The organism is Nocardia yamanashiensis, assembly GCF_021183565.1.
Taxonomy (GTDB): Bacteria; Actinomycetota; Actinomycetes; order Mycobacteriales; family Mycobacteriaceae; genus Nocardia; species Nocardia yamanashiensis.
This window is the reverse complement of sequence record NZ_CP089226.1, coordinates 3,964,969-3,985,652: the sequence shown is the minus strand read 5'-3', so window position 1 is coordinate 3,985,652 and position 20,684 is coordinate 3,964,969. Positions and strand designations below refer to the sequence as shown.

General features: G+C 71.1%; 5 protein-coding genes. 2 read left to right on the top strand and 3 right to left on the bottom strand.

Annotated elements, in window-relative coordinates:
• Positions 1-11: 11 nt before the first annotated feature.
• The 3 genes from LTV02_RS19055 to LTV02_RS19045 all read right to left on the bottom strand — a co-directional run bounded on the left by LTV02_RS19055 (position 12) and on the right by LTV02_RS19045 (position 15,552).
• On the bottom strand, positions 12-13,574 hold the full coding sequence (locus LTV02_RS19055; RefSeq protein WP_233041245.1) for a type I polyketide synthase: 13,563 nt from the start codon (positions 13,572-13,574) through the stop codon (positions 12-14).
• Between the two features lie 674 nt (positions 13,575-14,248).
• The gene (locus LTV02_RS19050) at positions 14,249-14,554 is read right to left on the bottom strand and encodes a transposase (RefSeq protein WP_233041244.1); all 306 of its coding nucleotides are present in this window, start codon (positions 14,552-14,554) and stop codon (positions 14,249-14,251) included.
• Between the two features lie 98 nt (positions 14,555-14,652).
• On the bottom strand, positions 14,653-15,552 hold the full coding sequence (locus LTV02_RS19045) for an AraC family transcriptional regulator (protein ID WP_233041243.1): 900 nt from the start codon (positions 15,550-15,552) through the stop codon (positions 14,653-14,655).
• A 358-nt stretch (positions 15,553-15,910) separates the two neighbouring features.
• Between LTV02_RS19045 and LTV02_RS19040 the strand changes: the two genes are divergently transcribed.
• Both LTV02_RS19040 and LTV02_RS19035 read left to right on the top strand, forming a co-directional pair.
• Positions 15,911-16,945: an AraC family transcriptional regulator ligand-binding domain-containing protein gene (locus LTV02_RS19040; RefSeq protein ID WP_233041242.1), complete on the top strand. Its 1,035-nt coding sequence runs from the start codon at positions 15,911-15,913 to the stop codon at positions 16,943-16,945.
• 396 nt (positions 16,946-17,341) lie between these two features.
• The gene (locus tag LTV02_RS19035; RefSeq protein ID WP_233041241.1) at positions 17,342-20,650 is read left to right on the top strand and encodes an AfsR/SARP family transcriptional regulator; all 3,309 of its coding nucleotides are present in this window, start codon (positions 17,342-17,344) and stop codon (positions 20,648-20,650) included.
• Positions 20,651-20,684 lie beyond the last annotated feature (34 nt).

Genomic DNA, 20,684 nt, shown 5'->3' with positions numbered 1-20,684 from the left:
GGTCTGTCAGCTCAGAGGCTGTCGATGAAATCGAAAAGCTCGTCGTCGTCGGCGGATTCGAGATCGCCGGCGCTGTCGCCGCGATCGGTTCGGACGACCGCCGCGTCCTCGAGCTTGCGTAGTAGCGCGGACAATTTCCCGGCCAGGTCGGAACGTTCCGACGTGGTCAGTTCCGCCGCGGCGAAACTCCTGGTGAGCGCGTCGACTTCGGCGGCGAGCGCGCGTGCGGCCGCGTCGGCGGGCACCAGCTCCCGGCGGAGGAAATCGGCCAGGGCCGCCGGGGTGGGGTGGTCGAACATCGCGGTGGCCGGCAATTGCACGCCCGCTGCCGATTTCAACCGGTTGCGGAATTCCATCACCCCGAGCGAGTCGAACCCGATCGCGCTGAACGGTTTATCCGGCTCCAGGGCGTCGGAGCCGGTGTGCCCGAGCACGGCCGCGGCGTGCACGCCGATCACGCCGAGCAGCACCCGCTGCTGTTCCTCGGCCGAACGCCCGAGCAGGCGGGCGACCAGCTGTCCCGAATCGGCCGCCGCCGTCGCCGCTTCGGTGGCCGCGCCCCGCCGCGGCGCGGGCCGGGCCAGTCCGCGCATGATCGGTCGTACACTCCCCGGATCGCCCGCGCCGAGCGCGTCGCGGTCGATGCGGACCGCCACGGCGACCGGACGACCGGCGGCGGTCGCCGCGTCGAAGAGTTCCATGCCCGCGCGGGAATCCAGCGGCAGCAGGCCTTCTCGTCGCAGCCGCGCCAGATCGGCTTCGGTGAGCTCGCCGGTCATCCCGCTGCTCTGCTGCCACGGCCCCCACGCGATGGCGGTCGCGGGCAGCCCCGCGGCGCGCCGCTGGTGCGCCAGCGCGTCGAGGAAGACATTGGCCGCGGCGTAATTGGCCTGGCCCGCGGTGCCGAGCACACCCGCGATCGAGGAGTAGAGCACGAACGCCGACAGGTCCAGGCCCGCCGTGGCCTCATGCAGGTTCCAGGCCGCGTCGACCTTGGGCCGCAGCACCTTTGCGATCTGCTCGTCGGTCATGGTGGCGAGCAGTCCGTCGGCCAGCACGCCCGCCGCGTGCACGACCATCGTCAGCGGGTGCTCGGCGGGGATGCCGGCGAGCAGCCGATCGAGCGCCGCCCGATCCGCCGCGTCACACGCCACGACGTCCACGTGCGCGCCGAGCGCGGTGAGTTCGGCGACCGCCTCCGCCGCGCCGGGCGAGTCCGTGCCACGCCGGCTCGCGAGCACGAGCCGGCGGGCGCCGTGCGCGGTGACCAGGTGGCGTGCGGCGATCACGCCCAAACCGCCGGTGCCGCCGGTGATCAGCACCGTGCCGTCGGGGTGCGGCGGCGCCGGGACGGTCAGCACGTTCTTGCCGACGCCCCGGGCCTGGCTGAGGTAGCGGAAGGCCTCGGGGGCGCGCCGCAGATCCCACGCGGTGATCGGGTAGGGCCGCAGCTCGCCGCGGTCGAACAATTCCACCAGGGCCGCCAGGATCTCCCGGAGCCGCTCGGGCCCGGCTTCCATCAGCATGAAGCTGGCGTAGCGCACGCCGGGATGCGTCGCGCCGACCGCGGCCGGGTCGCGCCGGTCGATCATGCCCATTTCGACGAATCGGCCGCCGCGGGGGAGCAGGCGCAGCGAGGCGTCCACGAATTCGCCCGCCAGCGAATCGAGCACGATGTCCACGCCCGCGCCGCCGGTACGCGCCAGGAACTCCCGCTCGAAGTCCAGGGTCCGGGAATCGGCGATATCCGCATCGTCGAAACCCATGTCGCGCAGGACGTTCCACTTCGGCTTGCTCGCCGTGGCCAGGACGCGCAGCCCCAGGTGCCGGGCGAGTTGCACCGCCGCCATGCCGACGCCGCCGGTCGCGGCGTGCAGCAGCAGCGTCTCACCGGAGCGGGCCTCGGCGAGGTCGACCAGACCGTAGTAGGCGGTCGCGTACACGATCGGCACCGCGGCGGCCTGCGCGAACGACCAGCCCCGCGGCATCGGGGCGAGCAGTCGCCGGTCCACCACGACCACCGAGCCCATACCGGGGGTGAAGCCGAAAACGCGGTCCCCGACGGCGAATTCGGTGACATCGGCCGCGACCTCGAGCACGATGCCCGCGCCCTCGCCGCCGATGCGGCCGAGCGGATCCGGATAGGTGCCCAGTGCCATGAGCACGTCGCGGAAGTTCAGGCCCACCGCCCGCATGCTCACCCGGACCTGGCCCGGATCCAGAGCGACTGTCGCACCGGAGGTTTCGTCCAGGCTGAAGTTCTCCGCGGCCAGAGTGCCCTTGTCGCGGAGTGTCAGCGCCCAGGCCGCCGCGCCGGGGGCGGTCAGGGCGGCGGAGTCGCGGGCGACCCGCGGGGCGTACACCGCCGAATCCCGCACGGCCAGCTGGGATTCGCCGGATACGGCCGCCGCCGCTTCCACACCCGCTCGATAGTCGTCGCCCCGGACGTCCACGAGGTCGATCCGGTCCGGATTCTCGGCTTGCGCGGTACGCAGCAGGCCCCACACCGCGGCGCTCGCCGGATCGATGTGCTCGCCGGGCTCGGCCGCGACCGCCCGGCTGGTGACGATCACGACGGGATCGTCGCCGTCGAGCAGATGTCGTACTCGCGCGGCGACGCCGATGACCGTCTCGCGCACGGTATCCGGGACGGATCCGCTCGTGGCCGCCGGTTCGATGCGGGCGACCCGGTGCCGGCGGCCGTCGATCGTGGCGATCTCGTAGTCCCCGGTGGCATCGGAGGCGTTGTCGTCCCAGGCGACCCGCACCGCACCGTCCGATGGCGGCTGGGCCACCCAATCGACCTGGTAGCCAAGATGTTCGGTGACGCCGACCGCGCCCGCCGCGATGGTGCGCAAGGTCAATGCCCCGACCTCGCCGACGGGGGAGCCGGCCTGATCGGTGAGGGACAGGGCGATGCGCTCGGTCCCGTGACCGGCGCCGGAAACCCTGGCGTGCACCCGGAGCGCGTTCGCTCCGATGCCGTGCAGGTCGACCAGTTCCCAGGAGAACGGCACGGCCACCGAACCACTCGGCGGTACGGAGATCAATCCGCCGAGCAGGATCGTGTGCAGTGCGGCATCCAGGAGCGCGGGATGCAGCGTGAACTCCCCGGCCTGGTCGCGGATCGAATCCGGTAGCGCGATATCGGCGAACGCCTCGCCGGGCCGCGCCCACAATGCCCGCACGCCCCGGAAGGCCGGCCCGTATCCGTAGCCGCGTTCCTCCAGTGCCGCGTAACCGTCCTCGACGGCGACCGCGGCGGCGTCCACGGGCGGCCACTCGGGCGAGCCGTCCGGATCCGAGGTGGCGAACGCGTCGCCGGTGAGGGTCGCGACGGCATGGCGCACCCACCGCGGCTCGTCGTCGCCGGAGGATCCGGCGGGCTCGGTCCGCGAATAGAACTGTGCCGTAACACTGTTCGAATCGTCGGATGCGGCTGTCACCAGGCGGAGTTCGACCTCCGCGCCCGCCGGTATCGGCAGCGGCGCCTCGATCACCAGTTCGGCCAATCGCGGCCGCTCGGTCACCGCTCCGATGTGGAGCGCGAGCTCGACCCAGGCCGCCCCGGGCAACAGCACCGTGCCCGCGACCGCATGGTCTTCGAGCCACGGATGCGTGCCGAGCGACAGCCGGCCGGTGAACACCACCTGCTCGGCATCGGGCAGCCGGACGATCGCGCCGAGCATCGGATGCCCGGCGTCCTCCAGTCCCGAACGCCGGACATCGTTCACCCGTACCGGCCGGGCCCAATAGCGCTGCCGCTGGAATGCGTAGGTGGGCAGTTCGATCCGGGCCGACGGCCGGGAGTGCGCCCGCGACCAGTCGACGGCGATCCCGGCGGCATCCACCCGCGCCAATGCGGTCACGAACGCGGCCGCCTCGTCCATCGATCGCCGCGCGGTCGCCACCGCAAGGGATTTCGGCTCCACCTCCGGGTGCTGCGCCAAACAGGCCGACGTCATGGCGGTGAGCACCGCGTCCGGGCCGACCTCCACGAACTTGCGCACCCCGCGCGCGATCAGGGTGTCCACGCCCGGCGCGAACCGCACGCAGCCCCGCACCTGCGCCACCCAGTATTCCGGGTCCAGGACGGCGTCGCCCGCCTCGGCGCCGGTGACGTTCGAAACGATCGGCAGCAGCGGCTGCCGATAGCTCAAACCCGCGGCGACAGCACGGAATTCGTCCAGCATGGGCTCCATCCGCGCGGAATGGAACGCATGGCTGACCCGGAGCCGGCCGGTGCGGGCACCGCGCTGCTCGAACAGCCGCTCGACCTCGTCGACGGCGTCCTCGTCGCCGGAAAGCACCACGGCGGCCGGACCGTTGACGGCTGCCACCGCGAGCCGATCGGCGTAGCCGGCCACCACGGCTTCCGCGTCCGCCGCGGCGACGGCCACCGCGAGCATGGCACCGCCTTCGGGCAGGGCGCCCATCAGGCGTCCGCGGGCCGCCACCAGGGCGCAGGCGTCCGGCAGCGACCACACGCCCGCCACATAGGCCGCGGCGAGCTCACCGATGGAATGTCCGGCGACCACATCCGGTATCACGCCGAAGGACTCCAGCAGCCGGAACAGCGCGACTTCGAAAGCGAACAGCGCGGGCTGGGTGAATTCCGTCCGGTTCAGCCCGCCTTCGGGCGCGTCGAACATGACCGCCCTGAGCGATCCGCCGAGGATGGCGTCGAATTCTGCGCACACCTCGTCGAGAGCGCCCGCGAAGACCGGGTAGTCGCGGTAGAGCCCGGCGCCCATGCCGCGGCGCTGCGCACCCTGCCCGGTGAACAGGAACGCCAGGCGACCCGGCGTCGCCGTCCCCGCGACCGCGGTGGCGGTGGCCCGGCCGTCCGCGAGGGCCGCCAGCCCGGCGAGCAATTCGTCACGGTCGTGACCGATGACCCCGCCGCGCCAGTCCATGCGCGCCCGGGCGCCGGTCAGGGCCGCCGCGATGTCGGGTGCCGCCAGGGCCGGGCGTTCGATCATCCACTGCCGCAGGCGATCCGCCTGTGCCCGCAGCGCCACCTCGGACCGTCCCGAGAGCATCAGAGCGGTGACATTCGGATTCGCCGGGGCGGCAACGGGTTCGGCCGCGACGGGCGGCTCCTCGAGGATGACGTGCGCGTTGGTCCCGCTGATGCCGAAGGATGAGACACCGGCGCGGCGCGGCCGCTCGCCGCGGGGCCACGGCTCGGCGCCGGTGAGCACCCGCACCGCCCCGGCGGACCAATCGACGTGCGGTGACAGCTCTTCCGCGTGCAGGGTGCGGGGCAGTACGTCGTGGCGCATGGCCTGCACCATCTTGATGATGCCGCCGACGCCGGCCGCCGCCTGCGCATGCCCGATATTGGATTTGAGCGAGCCGATCCGCAGTGGTTCGCGGTCGCCGCGCGCCTGCCCGTAGGCCGCGATCAGCGCCTGGGCCTCGATCGGATCGCCCAGGGTGGTGCCGGTGCCGTGCGCCTCGACGGCGTCCACGTCGGCGGGCGTCACCCCGGCGTCGGCCAGCGCGTCGGCGATCACCCGCTCCTGGGCCGGTCCATTGGGCGCGGTCAGGCCATTGCTGGCGCCGTCCTGATTAACCGCGCTGCCGCGCACCACCGCCAGCACGCGGTGGCCGAGTCGCTGTGCGTCCGAGAGCCTTTCGACGACCAGCACGGCCGCGCCCTCCGACCACGCCACGCCGTCGGCGGCCGCGGAGAACGATTTGCAGCGTCCGTCAGAGGCGAGACCGCGCTGCCTGGAGAAGTCGAGGAAGACCGCTGGCGTGGCCATCACCGTGGCCCCGCCGACCAGGGCCAGGGAGCTTTCGCCCTGCCGCAGCGCGCGGCAGGCCAGATGCAGCGCCACCAGCGAGGACGAGCACGCGGTGTCCACCGTCAGCGCGGGGCCCGCCAGTCCCAAGGCGTAGCCGATCCGTCCGGAGACCACGCTGCCCAGCGAGCCGGTGAGCGCGAAGCCCTCGACCTCCGGACCGGCATTGCGGGTCAGCGCCTCGTAATCCTGATACATCACGCCCGCGTAGACGCCGGTGTCGCTGCCGCGCAACGAGTTCGGGTCGATGCCCGCGTGTTCGAGCGCCTCCCAGCTCACTTCGAGCAGCAGGCGCTGCTGCGGATCCATCGCGACGGCCTCACGCGGACCGATGCCGAAGAAGTTCGCGTCGAAATCGGCTGCGCCGTTGATGAACCCGCCGCGACCGGAATAGGTGGTGCCGGGATGGTCGGGGTCCGGGTCGATGAGCCGGTCCAGTTCCCAGCCGCGGTCGCCGGGGAAGTCGCTGGTGGCGTCCGATCCCGTGAACACCAGATCCCAGAGTGCGTCCGGAGATTCGACGCCGCCCGGGTAGCGGCAGGCCATGCCGACGATCGCGATGGGCTCGTCGGTGCGGCCGGTTCTCGCCGCCGCCGGTTGCGCCGTCGATGGCGCGGCCGGCGCGATCCTGGACTGGACCAGCTTCGCTACCGCCGCGGGCGTCGGATAGTCGAAGACCAGGGTCGAGGGCAGCGTCAGGCCGGTGGCCTTGCCGAGCCGATTGCGCAGCTCCACACCGCCCAGGGAATCCAGGCCCAGTTCCCGGAACGGCGTCTCGGCGTCGATCGAGTCGCCGGAATCATGTCCGAGGACGGTGGCGACCTGGGCGCGCACCGTTTCCAAGGTCAGGTCGGCGCCGCGGTCCGAACCCGCTTCGGCCAGCCGCGCGGCCAGGGTCGGAACCGCACCGGCGGACGGCACGACCTCGGTGCGCGGGCGTCCGTAGCCGCGCAGTACCGCCGGGAGCGCGCGGCCGTCGGATCCGCGCCGCAGAGCGGCGGCATCGAAACGCAGCGGAACCAGGCGCGCGGCCCGATTCGCGAGTGCGGCATCGAACAGTCGCAGTCCCTCCGCGCGCTCGATCTGCCCGAGCCCGAGGCGATCCCAGCGTGCGACGGCGACGCGGTCCAGCTCGCCCGTCATACCGCCCGCTTCGCCCCACGGTCCCCAGGCCAGGGAGGTCGCGGCCAGTCCGGCGGCGCGGCGCTGCTCGGCGAGGGCGTCCAGGAAGTTGTTCGCGGCGGCGTAGTTGCCCTGCCCGGCCGAACCGATCACACCCGCGACCGAGGAGAACAGCACGAAGGCGGCGAGGTCGAGGTCCGCGGTCGCTTCGTGCAGATGCCATGCGCCCGCGATCTTCGGCGCGAGCACCCGGTCGACCTGCTCGGCCGTCAAGGAGCCGATGGTGCCGTCGTCCAGGACGCCCGCGGCGTGCATCACCGCGCTCGGTGCCAGACCGCTCACGAGCTGCCGTACCGATTCGCGATCGGCCATGTCGCAGGCGATGATCCGGGCCTGCGCGCCCAGGGCCGCCAATTCCTCGACCAGGGCCGCCGTGCCGGGCGCATCGGGGCCGCGGCGGGAGGTCAACGCCAGATCGCGGACACCGTATTCGGTCACCAGATGCCGGGCGAACAGTGCGCCCAATCCGCCGGTGCCGCCGGTGATCAGCACCGTTCCGGCGCCGAACGGGGCGGACTCGACGTCGGCGCCGGACGTCTCGGCGCGAACCAATCGCGGTACCAGCAGGTCGGATCCGCGGACCGCAATCTGCGGTTCCTCTGTACGCAATACGGCGGCGAGCGCGTCGGCGTCCAGGGGTGCCGCCGGGTCCTCGTCGACGAGGACGAAGCGATCCGGATGCTCCGACTGCGCGCTGCGCACCACACCCCACACCGCCGAGGCGACGAGATCGGGGGTTTCGTCGGCGACGCCCACGCCGCCGGTGGTGACGACGACCAGCCGATCCGTTGATCGCTCGTCGCGCAGCCACGAATTCAGTTGAGCGAGAGTCTCGTTCACCGCCTGCCGGGTTGCGGAATAGATATCGGCCGGTGCGTCGCCAGGAACCTCGGGCCGGTAGGTCACCGCGGCCGGAATGCGCTCCGGGTCGCCGCCGACTGCGCCGCCCGCGCGCTCCCAGCGCACCCGATACAGATCCGCCGTGCCCCGGGACTGCCCTTCGAAGAATCGGCGCGCGTCGTACGGGCGCATGACGACGGCATCCACCGAGAGGACCGGCCGGCCGGCGGTGTCGACGGCGGCCACCGAAATGGTCTCCGGCCCCGTCGCGACAGCGGCGACTCGCAGCGACGCCGGTCGTGCCGCACCGTCGGCGGGCGATCGATGCAATCGTGCACCGCCCCAACGGAACAGCAGTTTCCCGGAGTCCGGATCCTGGTCGAGCCCGCGCCACAGCAGTTCGGCCAGCCCGGCGTGCACCGTCATGTCCACCAGCGTCGGATGCAGGCCGAAAGTCCCTGCGGCGCTGTCCGATTCGATCCGCAATGCGATCTCGGAGAAGACCGCGTCCGCTTGCCGCCACACGCCCTGGACGCCACTGAACGCCGGGCCGTATTCGAGTCCGGAGCCCGCTGTCATCTGGCTCGGAATGCTCGCCGCGTCGAGCGGCTCCGCTGCGGGCGGCCAAGCCTGGCCGAGCATCCGCAAAGCCGCGGAATCACCCGAATGCTCCTGCGCGAGTGCGCCGGTCGCGTTGAGCACCCACGGATCGGCCGCGGACTTGCGGAAGTAGAAGTCGAAATGCCGACGCCCCGACTCGAGCGCCCGGACGGCGACCTGGAGTTCGATCTCGTCGTTCTCGGCCGGGACGATCGGCGCCTGCAGCGTCAGTTCCTCGAGTACCCCGCAGTCGATCCGGGTACCCGCGACGAGCAGGAATTCCACCAGGACCGCACTCGGGACCACCACGACGCCGTGCGCCGCGTGGTCGTTGATCCACGGATGTTCGCGCATGGACAGCCGGCCGGTGATCAGCCACTCGTCAGTGCCCGCGACACCGACGACGCCGCTCAGAATCGGGTGATCGCCGGACGTGCTCGCGGCGGGACCCGGGCGCAGCCAGAACCGCTGATGCTGGAACGCGTAAGTCGGCAATGGGATTCGGCGCTCGGCGGCGGGCAGCAGCGGCCGCCAGTCGACCGGTCCGCCGGTGACGTGGAGCTGCGCCAGCGCGGAGAGCAGCTGCGGCACTTGATCATTCGACCGTCGCGAGGTGGCCACCACGGCGGTCGGCGACTCGACGGCGGGATCGGCCGCCAGTACCCGGTTGGTCGCCGCGCTGAGAATGGCATCCGGCCCCACCTCGACGAAGCGCCGCACGCCGCTTGCGAGCAGGGTGGCGATCGCGGGGGCGAAGCGGACCGCGTCCCGCACCTGCCGCACCCAGTAGTCCGGGGTGGCGATGGTCTCGTCCGCGAGGTCGCCGGTGACGGTGGAAACGATGGCCACCCGGGGCGGGTGGTAGGCGAGACGCTCGGCGACGGTGCGGAATTCCGCCAGCATCGGATCCATTCGCGCCGAATGGAAGGCGTGGCTGACCCGCAGCCGGGTGGTCTGAATTCCCGTGGCTGCCAGCGCTTTCTCGACAGCGTCGATCGCGTCGGCGGCACCGGAGAGCACGGTCGCTGCGGGGGCGTTGATCGCGGCCAGCGACAGGCGGCCGCCGTGTCCGGCGATGATCTCGTGCGCTCGTTCCTCGTCGACGGCGACGGCCAGCATCGCCCCGCCCTCGGGCAGCTCGCCCATCAACCGGCCCCGGGCCGCCACCAGCGCACAGGCGTCGGGCAGCGACAGCACCCCGGCCACATGCGCGGCCGCCAGTTCGCCGATGGAGTGCCCCGCGAGCACATCCGGCGTCGTTCCGAACGCTTCCAGCAGCCGGTACAGCGCGACTTCGAAGGCGAAGAGCGCGGGCTGCGTCCATTCGGTGCGATCGAGCACGCCGGCGGCATCGGTGAACATCACCGCGCGCAGCGACTGTCCGAGCAGCGGATCGAGGTGTGCGCACACCTCGTCCAGCGCGGACGCGAAAGCGGGGAAGGCGTCGTAGAGGCCGGCGCCCATACCGGCGCGCTGGGCGCCCTGTCCGGTGAACAGGAACGCGGTCCGGCCCGCGACGGGGGCGCCGGTGACGATATCGGGGCCGCCCGCATCGGCCGCGCCGTCCGCCTCGGCGAGCGCGCGCAACCGTTCGAGCAGCTCATCCCGGTCACGGCCGATCACTACCGCACGCGAATCGAGCTGTGCCCGAGTCGAAGTCAGCGCGGTCGCCACCTCGGCGACATCCAGCTGCGGGCGCTGCGACAACCACGTGTGCAAACGGGCGGCTTGGGCGCGCAGCGCCGCCTCGCCCTTACCCGAGACGACCAGCGGTACCGGATTGCCCGGCAGGCCGGAATCAGCTTGCGGCGCAGCCGATACCGTGGCGTCGGCGGGCGCTTCCTCGAGAATCACGTGGGCGTTCGTGCCGCTGATCCCGAACGAGGACACCCCCGCCCGGCGCGGACGGTCCCCGCGCTCCCACGGTTCGGCCGCGGCCAGCAGCCGAACCGAACCGGCGGTCCAATCCACGTGCGGGGAAGGCGTTTCCGCATGCAGCGTGCGCGGCAACTGCCGGTGCCGCATGGCCTGCACGGTCTTGATCACACCGGCGACACCGGCGGCGGCGACCGTGTGACCGATATTCGATTTGAGCGAACCGATCCGCAGCGGTTCGCGGTCGCCGCGATCCTGTCCGTAGACGGCGATCAGCGCCTGCGCCTCGATCGGATCGCCCAGCCGCGTACCGGTGCCGTGCGCCTCGACGGCATCCACCTCGGCGGCGGTGATTCCGGCGTCGGCGAGGGCCTGTTCGATCACGCGCTGCTGCGACGGCCCATTCGGCGCGGTGAGCCCATTGCTCGCGCCGTCCTGGTTGACCGCGCTGCCGCGCACCACCGCCAAGACCTGGTGCCCGAGCCGGCGCGCATCGGACAGGCGCTCCAGCACGAGCACCCCCGACCCCTCGGACCAGCCGACACCGTCTGCGGCGGCGGAGAAGGCCTTGCAGCGGCCGTCGCGCGAAAGGCCGCGCTGCCGGGCGAAATCGACGTACAGGTCCGGAGTCGCGGCGATGGTCACGCCGCCCGCGAGCGCGAGGGAACTCTCACCCCGGCGCAGCGCCTGAACCGCCGAATGCAGCGCCACCAGCGAGGAGGAGCACGCGGTGTCCACCGTCACCGCCGGGCCCTCCAGGCCCAGGACGTAGGCGAGCCGCCCCGAGATGACGCTGTGCGAGGTGCCGGTCAGCCGGAAGCCCTCCAGCTCACCGGTGACGAGACCGGAATACCCCGAAGCGCAGGCGCCGACGAAGACACCGGTATCGCTGCCGCGCAGGGTGGTCGGGTCGATTCCGGCGTCTTCGAGTGCCTCCCAAGCGGTTTCGAGGAAAACCCGCTGCTGCGGGTCCATCGCCAGCGCCTCACGCGGGCTGATACCGAAGAAGGCCGGGTCGAAATCGCCTGCGCCGTCCAGGAATCCACCCCGGCGGGTGTAGACGGTGCCCGCCTTGTCGGCGTCGGGATCGTAGAGACGATCGAGATCCCAGCCGCGATCGGCGGGGAAATCGCCGATGGCGTCGCGGCCCGCCGCGACCAGCTCCCACAGCTGCGCGGGGGAGGAGATGCCGCCCGGGAACCGCGCACCCATGCCGACGATCGCGATCGGTTCTTCGGACGAGGTGCGCCGCGTGACCCGGGCGCGCCGGGTACCGGCCGCGGTGGCGCGGGAACTCAGCAGGTCGGCCACCGCGGTGGCGGTCGGGTGATCGAAGATCAGCGAGGGCGGCAGTTCCACGCCCGTTGTCCGGGTCAGCCGTTTCTGGAGTTCCACGCCACTGAGCGAGTCGAACCCCAGGTCGGTGAACGGCAGGTCGTCACGAATCGAGCTCGCCGATTCGTACCCCAGGACCGCGGCGGCCTGCTCGCGGACCATCGCGAGAACCGTTGCGCGGTGCTGGAATTCGGGCAGCGTTGCCAGGTGCCGGGCCAGGATGCTGTCCGATGGGGCGCGATGCTCGATGTCGGCATCGGGAGTCCGCTCCGAAGGGGTGGCCGCTACCGGCGGCGTCTCGAGGGACGCACGATCCGCGGCGGTTTCCCTCCGGCGAAACGCATACGGCGGTAGATCTACCCGGACGCCGGTTGTTGCCCAATCACTCGAATCCGGCAGCGGTGCAGTCGATTCCGAACCGCCGCCGTGTTCGGCAAGTGCTTCCAGCCCGGCCAGGAGCTGCGCCCGATCGGACGCGAGAAAGCTTGCCTGCCAAGCCATCCGGGCGCGGGTGGTCAGCAGGGAATGTGCCACATCGGCCGGGGCGAGTTCCGGGTGGCGCACCAGCCAGTCCCGCAGCCGGCCCGCCTGTGCGCGCAGGCCGTCCTCGTCTCGCGCGGAGAGCACGATCGGCACCTCGCGCGCGTCCTCGGGCTCGCGGACGGCCGCGATCGCCGGGAGCGGCGCCTCGTCCAGGATCAGGTGCACATTCGAACCGCCCATGCCGAACGCGGAAACGCCCGCCCGCCGGACGGTGGTCGCGGACCATCGCTCCGATGCGCCGACCACCCGCAATCGCAGCTCGTCCAGGGGAATCGCCGGATTGGGCCGCTCGAAGTTGAGGCTGGCCACCAGTTCGCGATGCCGCAGGCACAGCGCGGTCTTGATCAGCCCGATGATCCCGGCCGCGCCCTCCAGATGGCCGACATTCGTCTTGACCGACCCCACCGCCAGCGGCGCGTCCGGATCGCGATCGGCGCCGTAGGTCGCGCCGAGGGCGGCGGCCTCGACCGGATCGCCCGCCGGCGTTCCGGTGCCGTGCAATTCCACGTACTGCACGGAATCGGCTGGTACGGCGGCCGCTTCGAGCGCGCCGCGAATCGCGGCGACCTGCGCGTCGCGGCTCGGCGCGCTCAGCACCCGCCGCTCGTTCCCGGTATTGACCGCGCTGCCGCGGATCACCGCGTGGATCCGGTCCCCGTCCTCGATGGCCCGGTCCAGCGGTTTCAGCACGACCACGCCGCCGCCTTCGCCGCGCACGAATCCGTCCGCGCGCGAGTCGAAGGTGTAGCACCGGCCGAGCGCGGACTGGGCGCCGAAGTGCTCGATCCGCTCACCGCTGGTCGGCGACAGGATCAGATTGACGCCACCGGCCAGCGCGATATCGGTCTCGCCCGCCCGCAGGCTCTCGCACGCCAGATGCACCGCGACCAGCGACGAAGCCTGGGCGCTGTCGACCAGGAGGCTGGGACCGGTGAGCCCGAAATAGTTGGAAACCCGGTTGGCGATGATGCCGCGCGTGGCGCCCCACAGCGAGTGGCGCGTGATGCCGGGCCCCTCGGCGGCCGTGACCAGCTCCGCGAAATCACCGCCGGTACAGCCGAGAAAGACGCCCCCGCGCCGTGATTCGCGCGCGGCGTCGGCCAGTCCCGCATCCTCGAGGGCCTCCCAGCTCAGCTCCAGGGCCAGCAATTGCTGGGGATCGATCGAGCGGGCCTCGTTGGGGGCGATGCCGAAGAACTCCGCGTCGAAATCGCTCACCGAATCGAGGAAGCTCGCGCGTTCGCTGAGGTGCGCGCGGGCGACCGGGGCGGCGCCGACGGTGGCGCGGCCCGCGCCGAGCAGCCGCCAGAATTCGTCGAGATCAGCAACCCCCGGCAGCCGGCACGCCATACCAACGACAGCTACGGGGAAATCCGATCGGGTCACCACTCGAGAACCTTCCTCACGACGAACACGCACCTGCGCGCCTCAGCGTCGCGCAGGTGTGAAATGTCTACTACACCAATGGATTTGGGAATCTAGCGAGGGGGCCTGACCGGTGGCCGGCGAAGCAGCCGGGATCGGCGGCGCCGGCGCTCACGGCGGGCGGCCGGGATGTCCACGGCGGTGGAAATGTCAGACACGGAGTCTCCTCGGTAACTCGAATCCCCCCGAGAAGTGGTGTGCGGGAACGTACCCCGCTGATTTGCCGCTGTGCGACGGATTACATCGGCACGCGCGCAACGACATTCAAGTCGTATCCAGTGCGGCTCGTCGATAACACGTTGCGCCGCACGGCGAATGGCAACCTTAACCTGCTGATGAACACCTGCACCCTACCCTGCCTTGCTGCGCCCGACCTCCCCGCCGGACCGTCCACCGATCCCACGCTGGACCGTAACTTGAATCGACTACCGGCCGGTAGCTTACCTGAGGGTAGAGATGGACGCTTGGCTAGTTTTGTGCCGTATCGCATTTCGGCTTGCCATTGATTTGCGGCAGCCCACCACCTAGGGTGCCGGATGCCCGGCCGAGGTCACCGTGACGCAGGAGATCGCGGTAACGCTGCTCGTCGCCGGGCTCACCACGGGCGCCCCCGGTCCGGGACCGAGGAGTCCGGCGGTTCAGCGCATCGAGACGCGGCCGAGTTCGGGTGCGACGGGTCTGGTCGTGCGCAGGATCGCGATGACGCGTTCGAGTTCGGCTACGCGCTTGCGCAGCCTTCTGTTCTCCAGGGTGAGCGGGTCGCAGCCGGTCGATCCGGCGGTGCTGTGCTCGGGTTCGGCATTGCGGATCCACAGGCGCAGCGCTTCGTGATGGACGCCGAGCTCCGCCGCCATTTCGCGGAAGGTCGGCTTGGGGTCGGCCTCCCTATACATTCGGACGGCATGCGCCCGCAGCGAATCCGAGTATTTCTTCGGGGGCGCCACGGCTGGCTCCTTTCTGGCTCACGGGGTGTGGACTTCCACGGCGCGCAGTCTAAGTCGGAGCGCAGTCTGAAATGTTGGGTTTTCCGAAAGCGGTGGCGTCAGGGGATGCGCTGCGCGGTCCGCGCGCTCGCCGCGGATCCCCGGCGGGCGCGATCCAGTTCGCGGCGCCAGGTGGTGTCGCATTCGGAGAGTTTGCGCTGCAAGGTGCGGGTGCTGATGCCCATCAGGCAGGCGACTTCCAGCAGGGTGGGCGCACCCGAGCGGAGGGCGCTCTCGAGAACCTCGGCGAGGCGGTCGCGCCATTCGGTGGGGCCGAGCGGCAGGGGGAGACGGTCGGCGTAATTGAGCAGAATGGTGGCCAGGGCCGGGTCCGCGGTGTGCAGGGGCAGCTCCAGGTCGCGCCGGCGCAGCGTGATCGACGTGGCCGGGGCGTCGAATTCCAGTGCCGCGCTGCCGAAGGCGGTGTGAAACATCCGCGAGGATCTCGGGGCGGAGTGCTGGAAGCTGACGCGAATCGGGGCGACGGGGAGATCGGTGGTGACGCGCGCACGGGTGATCAGGGCGGCTGCGCAGAATTGCAGGGCCAGGTCCCGGCCGCGGCCCTCGCCGTCGATCATGGTCAGCTCGAAGCGGGTCTCATGGTCGGTTTCGAGGGTGCGGGTGAAGCCGAAATTCGTGGTGAGCAGGCCGATGTAGGGGCTCACCGTGGCGTAGGCGATATCGAGGGTGGGCGCGGTGGCGAACAGATAGTCGTGCAGGTCGAAACTGCCCACCCGGTAGCGCAGGGCGGCGCGCAGCGCGAAATCCGGGTCGCCGAGGGCGTATTCGGCGTGCTCCCACAGGCGCTGGCACTGCAGGCAGGAGACGCGCGCGTTCGGCGCGTCGAGCATCCAGCTCCGCAGGCCGGCCGCACGGGCCAGCCGGACCGGATCGACTCCGTCCTGTTCGGCCTGCTGGAGCAGGAATCGTGGCACGATCTGGTGGTCCGACGTCGTCACCCCCTTCCTGCACCCGGTGTGGACTCCGCGTCTCGATGCTAGGTCGGACCGGGCGGCGGGTTCGGAAAGCCGCCGCCGCTCAGCGAGATTGGCGCGACTGTTCGGAGGGTGGCGCATTCGGCCGCCGGGGTGCGGGTGCGGCCGGGCGGATACTCGGAGGGCGCCCATGCTGTCGCGACAGCACCGCAGGGCGTGCATCAAGTGCGGCCGGTTCGGCAACGGCGCCCCGGCCGCGCGCACTACTTCCGGCGCGTCATCGGGGCTCGACGGCATTTCGGCCGCTTTTTCCGGCTATTCGTCCGGTGTTGCCCCCGAACACGCGACAGGGGACTAGGTTTCCGATGTCAACGGTGATCCTGTGCGCACGGCCGGAGGAGCCTTGGAGACCACATATCGCCTGTCGCTGCACAGGTTCGCCATCTCGCAGCTGGCCGCCAACGGCCTGGATCCGCAATGGCTGCTGCGCGAGGCGCGTATTCCCGCCTGGACCATGGACGACGGCGATATCCAATTGCCGAGCGACTCCTACATCCGGCTCTGGGAGGTGGCGGCGCGAGCCCTCGACGACCCCATCGTGCCCGCTCGCATCGGCTGCCGGTACGCGCTCGGCGCGGGCGGCCTGTGCGACTACCTGTTCTCGGCGTCGGCGACCATCGGCGCGGGCCTGGGCATCGTCGGGCCGTACATCAGCGATGTCAGCACCAATCATCAGCTGTCCTTCACCGAGGAGGACAACGGGAACCTGACCGTCGGGATGGAGATCATCGAAGGCGACGACAAGGCCCGCGACCTCACCCACCTGTGGGCGGTCGGCTCACTGCTGGGCCGCCCGCGCGTGGTGGCGGCGGGCGCGTTCGACGCGGTGAGCGTCCGGCTGCGGCAGCCGGCGCCGCGCAACTACACCGAGATGTACGACCTGATGGGCACGCGGGCAATCGAATTCGACGCCTCGGAGGATTCGATCACGTTGCGCGCCACCGATATGGACGTGCCGCTGGCCACCGCCGACCCGGTGCTGTTCGGCATTCTGGAGAAGGTCGCCGCCACGGTCCCGCCCCCGCCCGCGCTCGGTGACGCGTGGGCCGCCCAGGTGGCGGCGGCGCTGGCGGCCGCCCTGGCCGCCGGTGACGCCTCACTGGACGCCGTCGCCCGTCGCATGCTGGTGAGCCGAAGAACCTTGCAGCGCAGGCTGACCGAAGCGGGCACCACCTGGCGGCAGGAACTGGACCGCGCCCGCCTGGCCCGCCTGCGCAATGCCGACCGCGCCGGCGAGCACCTGGGCCGCGCCCGGCAGGCCGAACTGCTCGGCTACGCCGGCCCCGAATCGATTCGCCGGGCCGCTCGCCGCTGGGAGATGATCGCCGACCGGCGGGTATCGGGAGGCATCGCCTGACCGGACCGCGAGCCGGACTCGCCTGTGAAACAGTGAAATTCGACCGAACAGTCGCTTTGGGCGGTGTCGTTCTTGCCGCCATCGCCGGCGTCGGCCGCTGGTTTGGCAGGCCCGGGACGCGCCGTTGGGCGGTCAGCCGCGTCCCGGGTCCGTAATCAGCTTCCGTTATCGGAGCGGAACGCAATAGTGCCGAATGCGCCACGACGGCAACAATTGCGCCATCGGTTGGATACGGTCTCGCAAACCGGTCGGACGTTTGGCAAAGTGGACGTTTGCCTGAAAGTTGCTATGTCAGCGGATTTGCGCCGTTCGACCGGGAACCGTGTCACCATTGATCAATGCACTCCGGCAGCGCATTCCGTGACCTCTCGGCACGCCGGGGAGTTGATAGCTGAAATGGCCGAACCGCGGGTGAGCGTACTCGGGCCGTTGCAACTCAGCATCGACGGCAAACCCGTCGCACTCAACGCGCCAATGGTGCGCGCCGTGCTGGCGCGGCTGGTGGTGGCCGGCGGCAAAGCCGTGCCCGCCGAGCGTCTGGTGGCGGATCTGTGGGAGGGCTCTCCGCCCGCCACCGCCGCCTCGGTGCTGCAGGTGCACGTTCACACCTTGCGCAGGTTGCTGGAACCGGATCGCCCGCGCCGCGCTCCCTCTCGCTACCTTGTTTCCGAATTGTCCGGTTACGCACTGCGTTTCGACGTCGATTCGGTCGACGCCTGGCAATTCGAGGCCCGCATCCGCGAATTCGAACAGCGCCGCCGCACCGAATCGGACGATCCGCTCACCGGCCGCCGCCTGCTGGATGCCGCGCTCGCCTGCTGGAACGGGTCCGCCTTCGAGGGCCTGACCACCTTCGGCTGGGCCGAGCAGGAGGCCGCCCGCCTCACCGAATTGCGCCTGACCGCCGCGGAATTGCGCGCCGCCATCGAACTCGAGCTCAATCGCCCGGCCGAGGTCGCCATCGAACTGCGCGCCCTGTTCGACCGGCATCCCGAACGCGAGGAGATCGCGCGGCTGCTCGCCACCGCGCAGTACCGCATCGGCCAGCAGGCCCAGGCGCTGGCCACGCTGCGCCGCTCCCGCGCCTACCTCGGCGACGAATACGGCATCGATCCCAGCCCGGCGCTGCGCGATCTGGAGACCGCCATTCTGGGCCACGCCGAAGCGCTCACCATCGGCGTTCCCGCGCCCGCGCCCGAACCACTGCCCGCCATCCGGGTGCGGAAATCCCTCTCGCACAGCGGTTACGCCGACGAACTGGCTGCCCTGCGCGACAGCGCCGAGACCGCCGCCGCCGGTCACCTCCAGGTGGTGTGGATCGCGGGCGAGGCCGGCGCGGGCAAGTCCACGCTGGCCGAGACCGCGCTCGCCGAACTGGCCGAGGCGGGCTGGCTGCTGCTGCACGGCGGCTGCCCGGAGGTGGACGGCGCGCCACCGGCCTGGGCGTGGGCCGAAGTGCTCACCGCGCTGGACGCGGGCGCGGCCGAAACCCTGGTCTCCGGTGAGGCTTTCGCCATCGCGCGGGCGGTGGCGGCGCTGTGCGCGCAACGGGCCGCGCACCGGCCGGTCGCCATCCTCGTCGAGGACGCCCATCGCGCCGACACCGCCACCTTGCAGGTGCTGCGTCAGCTGGTGCGCTGGCTGCGCGACGAACCGGTGTTCCTGGTGATCACCCTGCGCGGTTCGGAAGCCGGGTCGAGCCTGCACGCCACCGCCGCGGCGCTCACCCACTGCACCGCGGACTGGCTGGAGCTCACCGGCCTGGCCCCCGGCGCCACCCGCGAGGCCGCCCGCGCGGCCGGACTGCCCGAGATGTCCCCGACGGCGCTGATGGCGCTGCACCGGCGCACCGGCGGCAATCCACTCTTCATCCGGGAGATCGCGAAACTGGCCGCGGCACAGGAGGACGAGCCGCATCCGGCCGAGATCCCGGAATCCATCCGCGAACTCATCGCCACCCGCCTGCACCGGCTCTCCGCCGAAGCCCGCACCACCCTGACCCGGCTGTCCATCTGGGGCGAGGGCGTGGATATGCGCATGCTGAGCCTGACCACCGCCATCCCCGAGGACGAACTCATCGACCTGATCGCCGAGGCCGAATCCGTTGCCCTGGTGCGCACCGATCGCACCGGGCGGATCACCTTCGATCACGCGCTCATCCGCGACACCGTCTACTTCGGGATTCCGCGGCTGCGGCGGGTCCGGATGCATTGGGCCGCATTGGAACTGCTGGAGCAGCACGCCGACGAGTTTCCTGGCCTGGGCGGCGATCCGGATATGCTCGCCCATCACGCGGCGCTCGGCGCGCGACCCGAAACCGCCTTGCGCGCCATCGAATACGTGCGGCAGGCGGCGCGGCGCAGCACCGATCGGGGCATGGCGGCCGATACCGAGCGGTTGTGGCGGTCGATGATCGACCTGCATCAGCTCGCCGGGCATACGGTGGGCCAGGCCTCGCCCGCGGAACGGGGCGCGGTGATCGAAGCGCATTGCGCGCTGGTCAATGCGCTTGGCTTCCAGGGGCATTGGAGTCAGGCGCGGGCGGCGCGCGCCCGGACCGTCGCCCTGGCCCGCGAACTGGGCGATCGCGACCTGCTGGTGCAGGCGGTCACCTGCTGGCGCGCGCCGGTGCTGTACCCGGCGGTGGAGCCGCCCGATCCGGCGCAGATCGTGGTGACCGCCGCCCTGGACTGTCTCGCCGAGGACATTCCGCCGCCCGATCGGGTGCGCTTGCTGACCGTGATCGCCTACGAGGGAGCCAGCGACTACCGCGCGCCCGGACGCAGCCGGCGCTGCGCGGACGAAGCCCTCGAATTGGCGCGCAGCATCGGCGATCCGGAACTGCTGTGCGCGGGCATCGCCGCGGTGACGGGAATTCGCTTCGGCCACGCGGAGGACGCGGACCTGGCCCGGGAAATGCTCGATATCGTCGACCGCACCGGTTTGACCGCCTACCGCACCTGCGGGCACGCGGTGCTGCTGCGCCGGGCGCTGGCCGATCTCGACCTGTACGAGGCGCGCAAGCAGATCGAACAGCTCATCGCCTCCGCGACGGAAGCCGAACTGCCGCTGGTGGTGCTGGCGGCCAGCGGGCTCGAATTGGCCTGCGCCATCATCGAAGACGATCTGCCCGAGACCGAACGCGCCTATCGCGCGCTGGACGACCGGATGGAATTGCTCGGCGTCACCGAGGCGGGGCTGCTCCGGGTCGGGGCCGTCGCCACGCTGGGCTGGGCGCGACGGGATATGTCGGTGGCGGCCTACCGGGCGGCCCGGGCCTTCCATCAGGCCCCCGAGGTGATGGGGCCGATCTTCGCGCACGTGCTGCTGTACACCGACGAACACGAACGGGCACGCGCGCTCTACGAGCGGTACGCGTCCATCGAACCGGAGCTGTACCCGGCGGTGGAGTACCTGTGCCGGGCGTATGTGGCGCTGGCCCTCGACCTCGAGGACGAGTGGGCGGCGCTCTACGACGCGCTCTCGCCGCACGCGGGGACGATCATCGGCGTCGAGACGCTGGCGGGCGTATTCGGCCCGGCCGACCGGATTCTCGGGCTGCTCGCCGCGGCGCTGGGGAATTTCGAAGCGGCGGTCGCGCATCACGAGGCGGCGGAGGCGGTGCTGGAGCGGGTGCGCGCCGATATCGCCGAGAGTGGCCTGTCGAGTCTGACCTCCGTGCTGTTCGCGCCCGAATTTCCCTGATCGTCCCGACCGCACGGGAGCGGCGGCGGCATTG

Excerpts from the sequence above, each read along its gene's own strand:
- LTV02_RS19035 (WP_233041241.1), top strand. The coding sequence starts at position 17,342 with ATGGCCGAACCGCGGGTGAGCGTACTCGGGCCGTTGCAACTCAGCATC.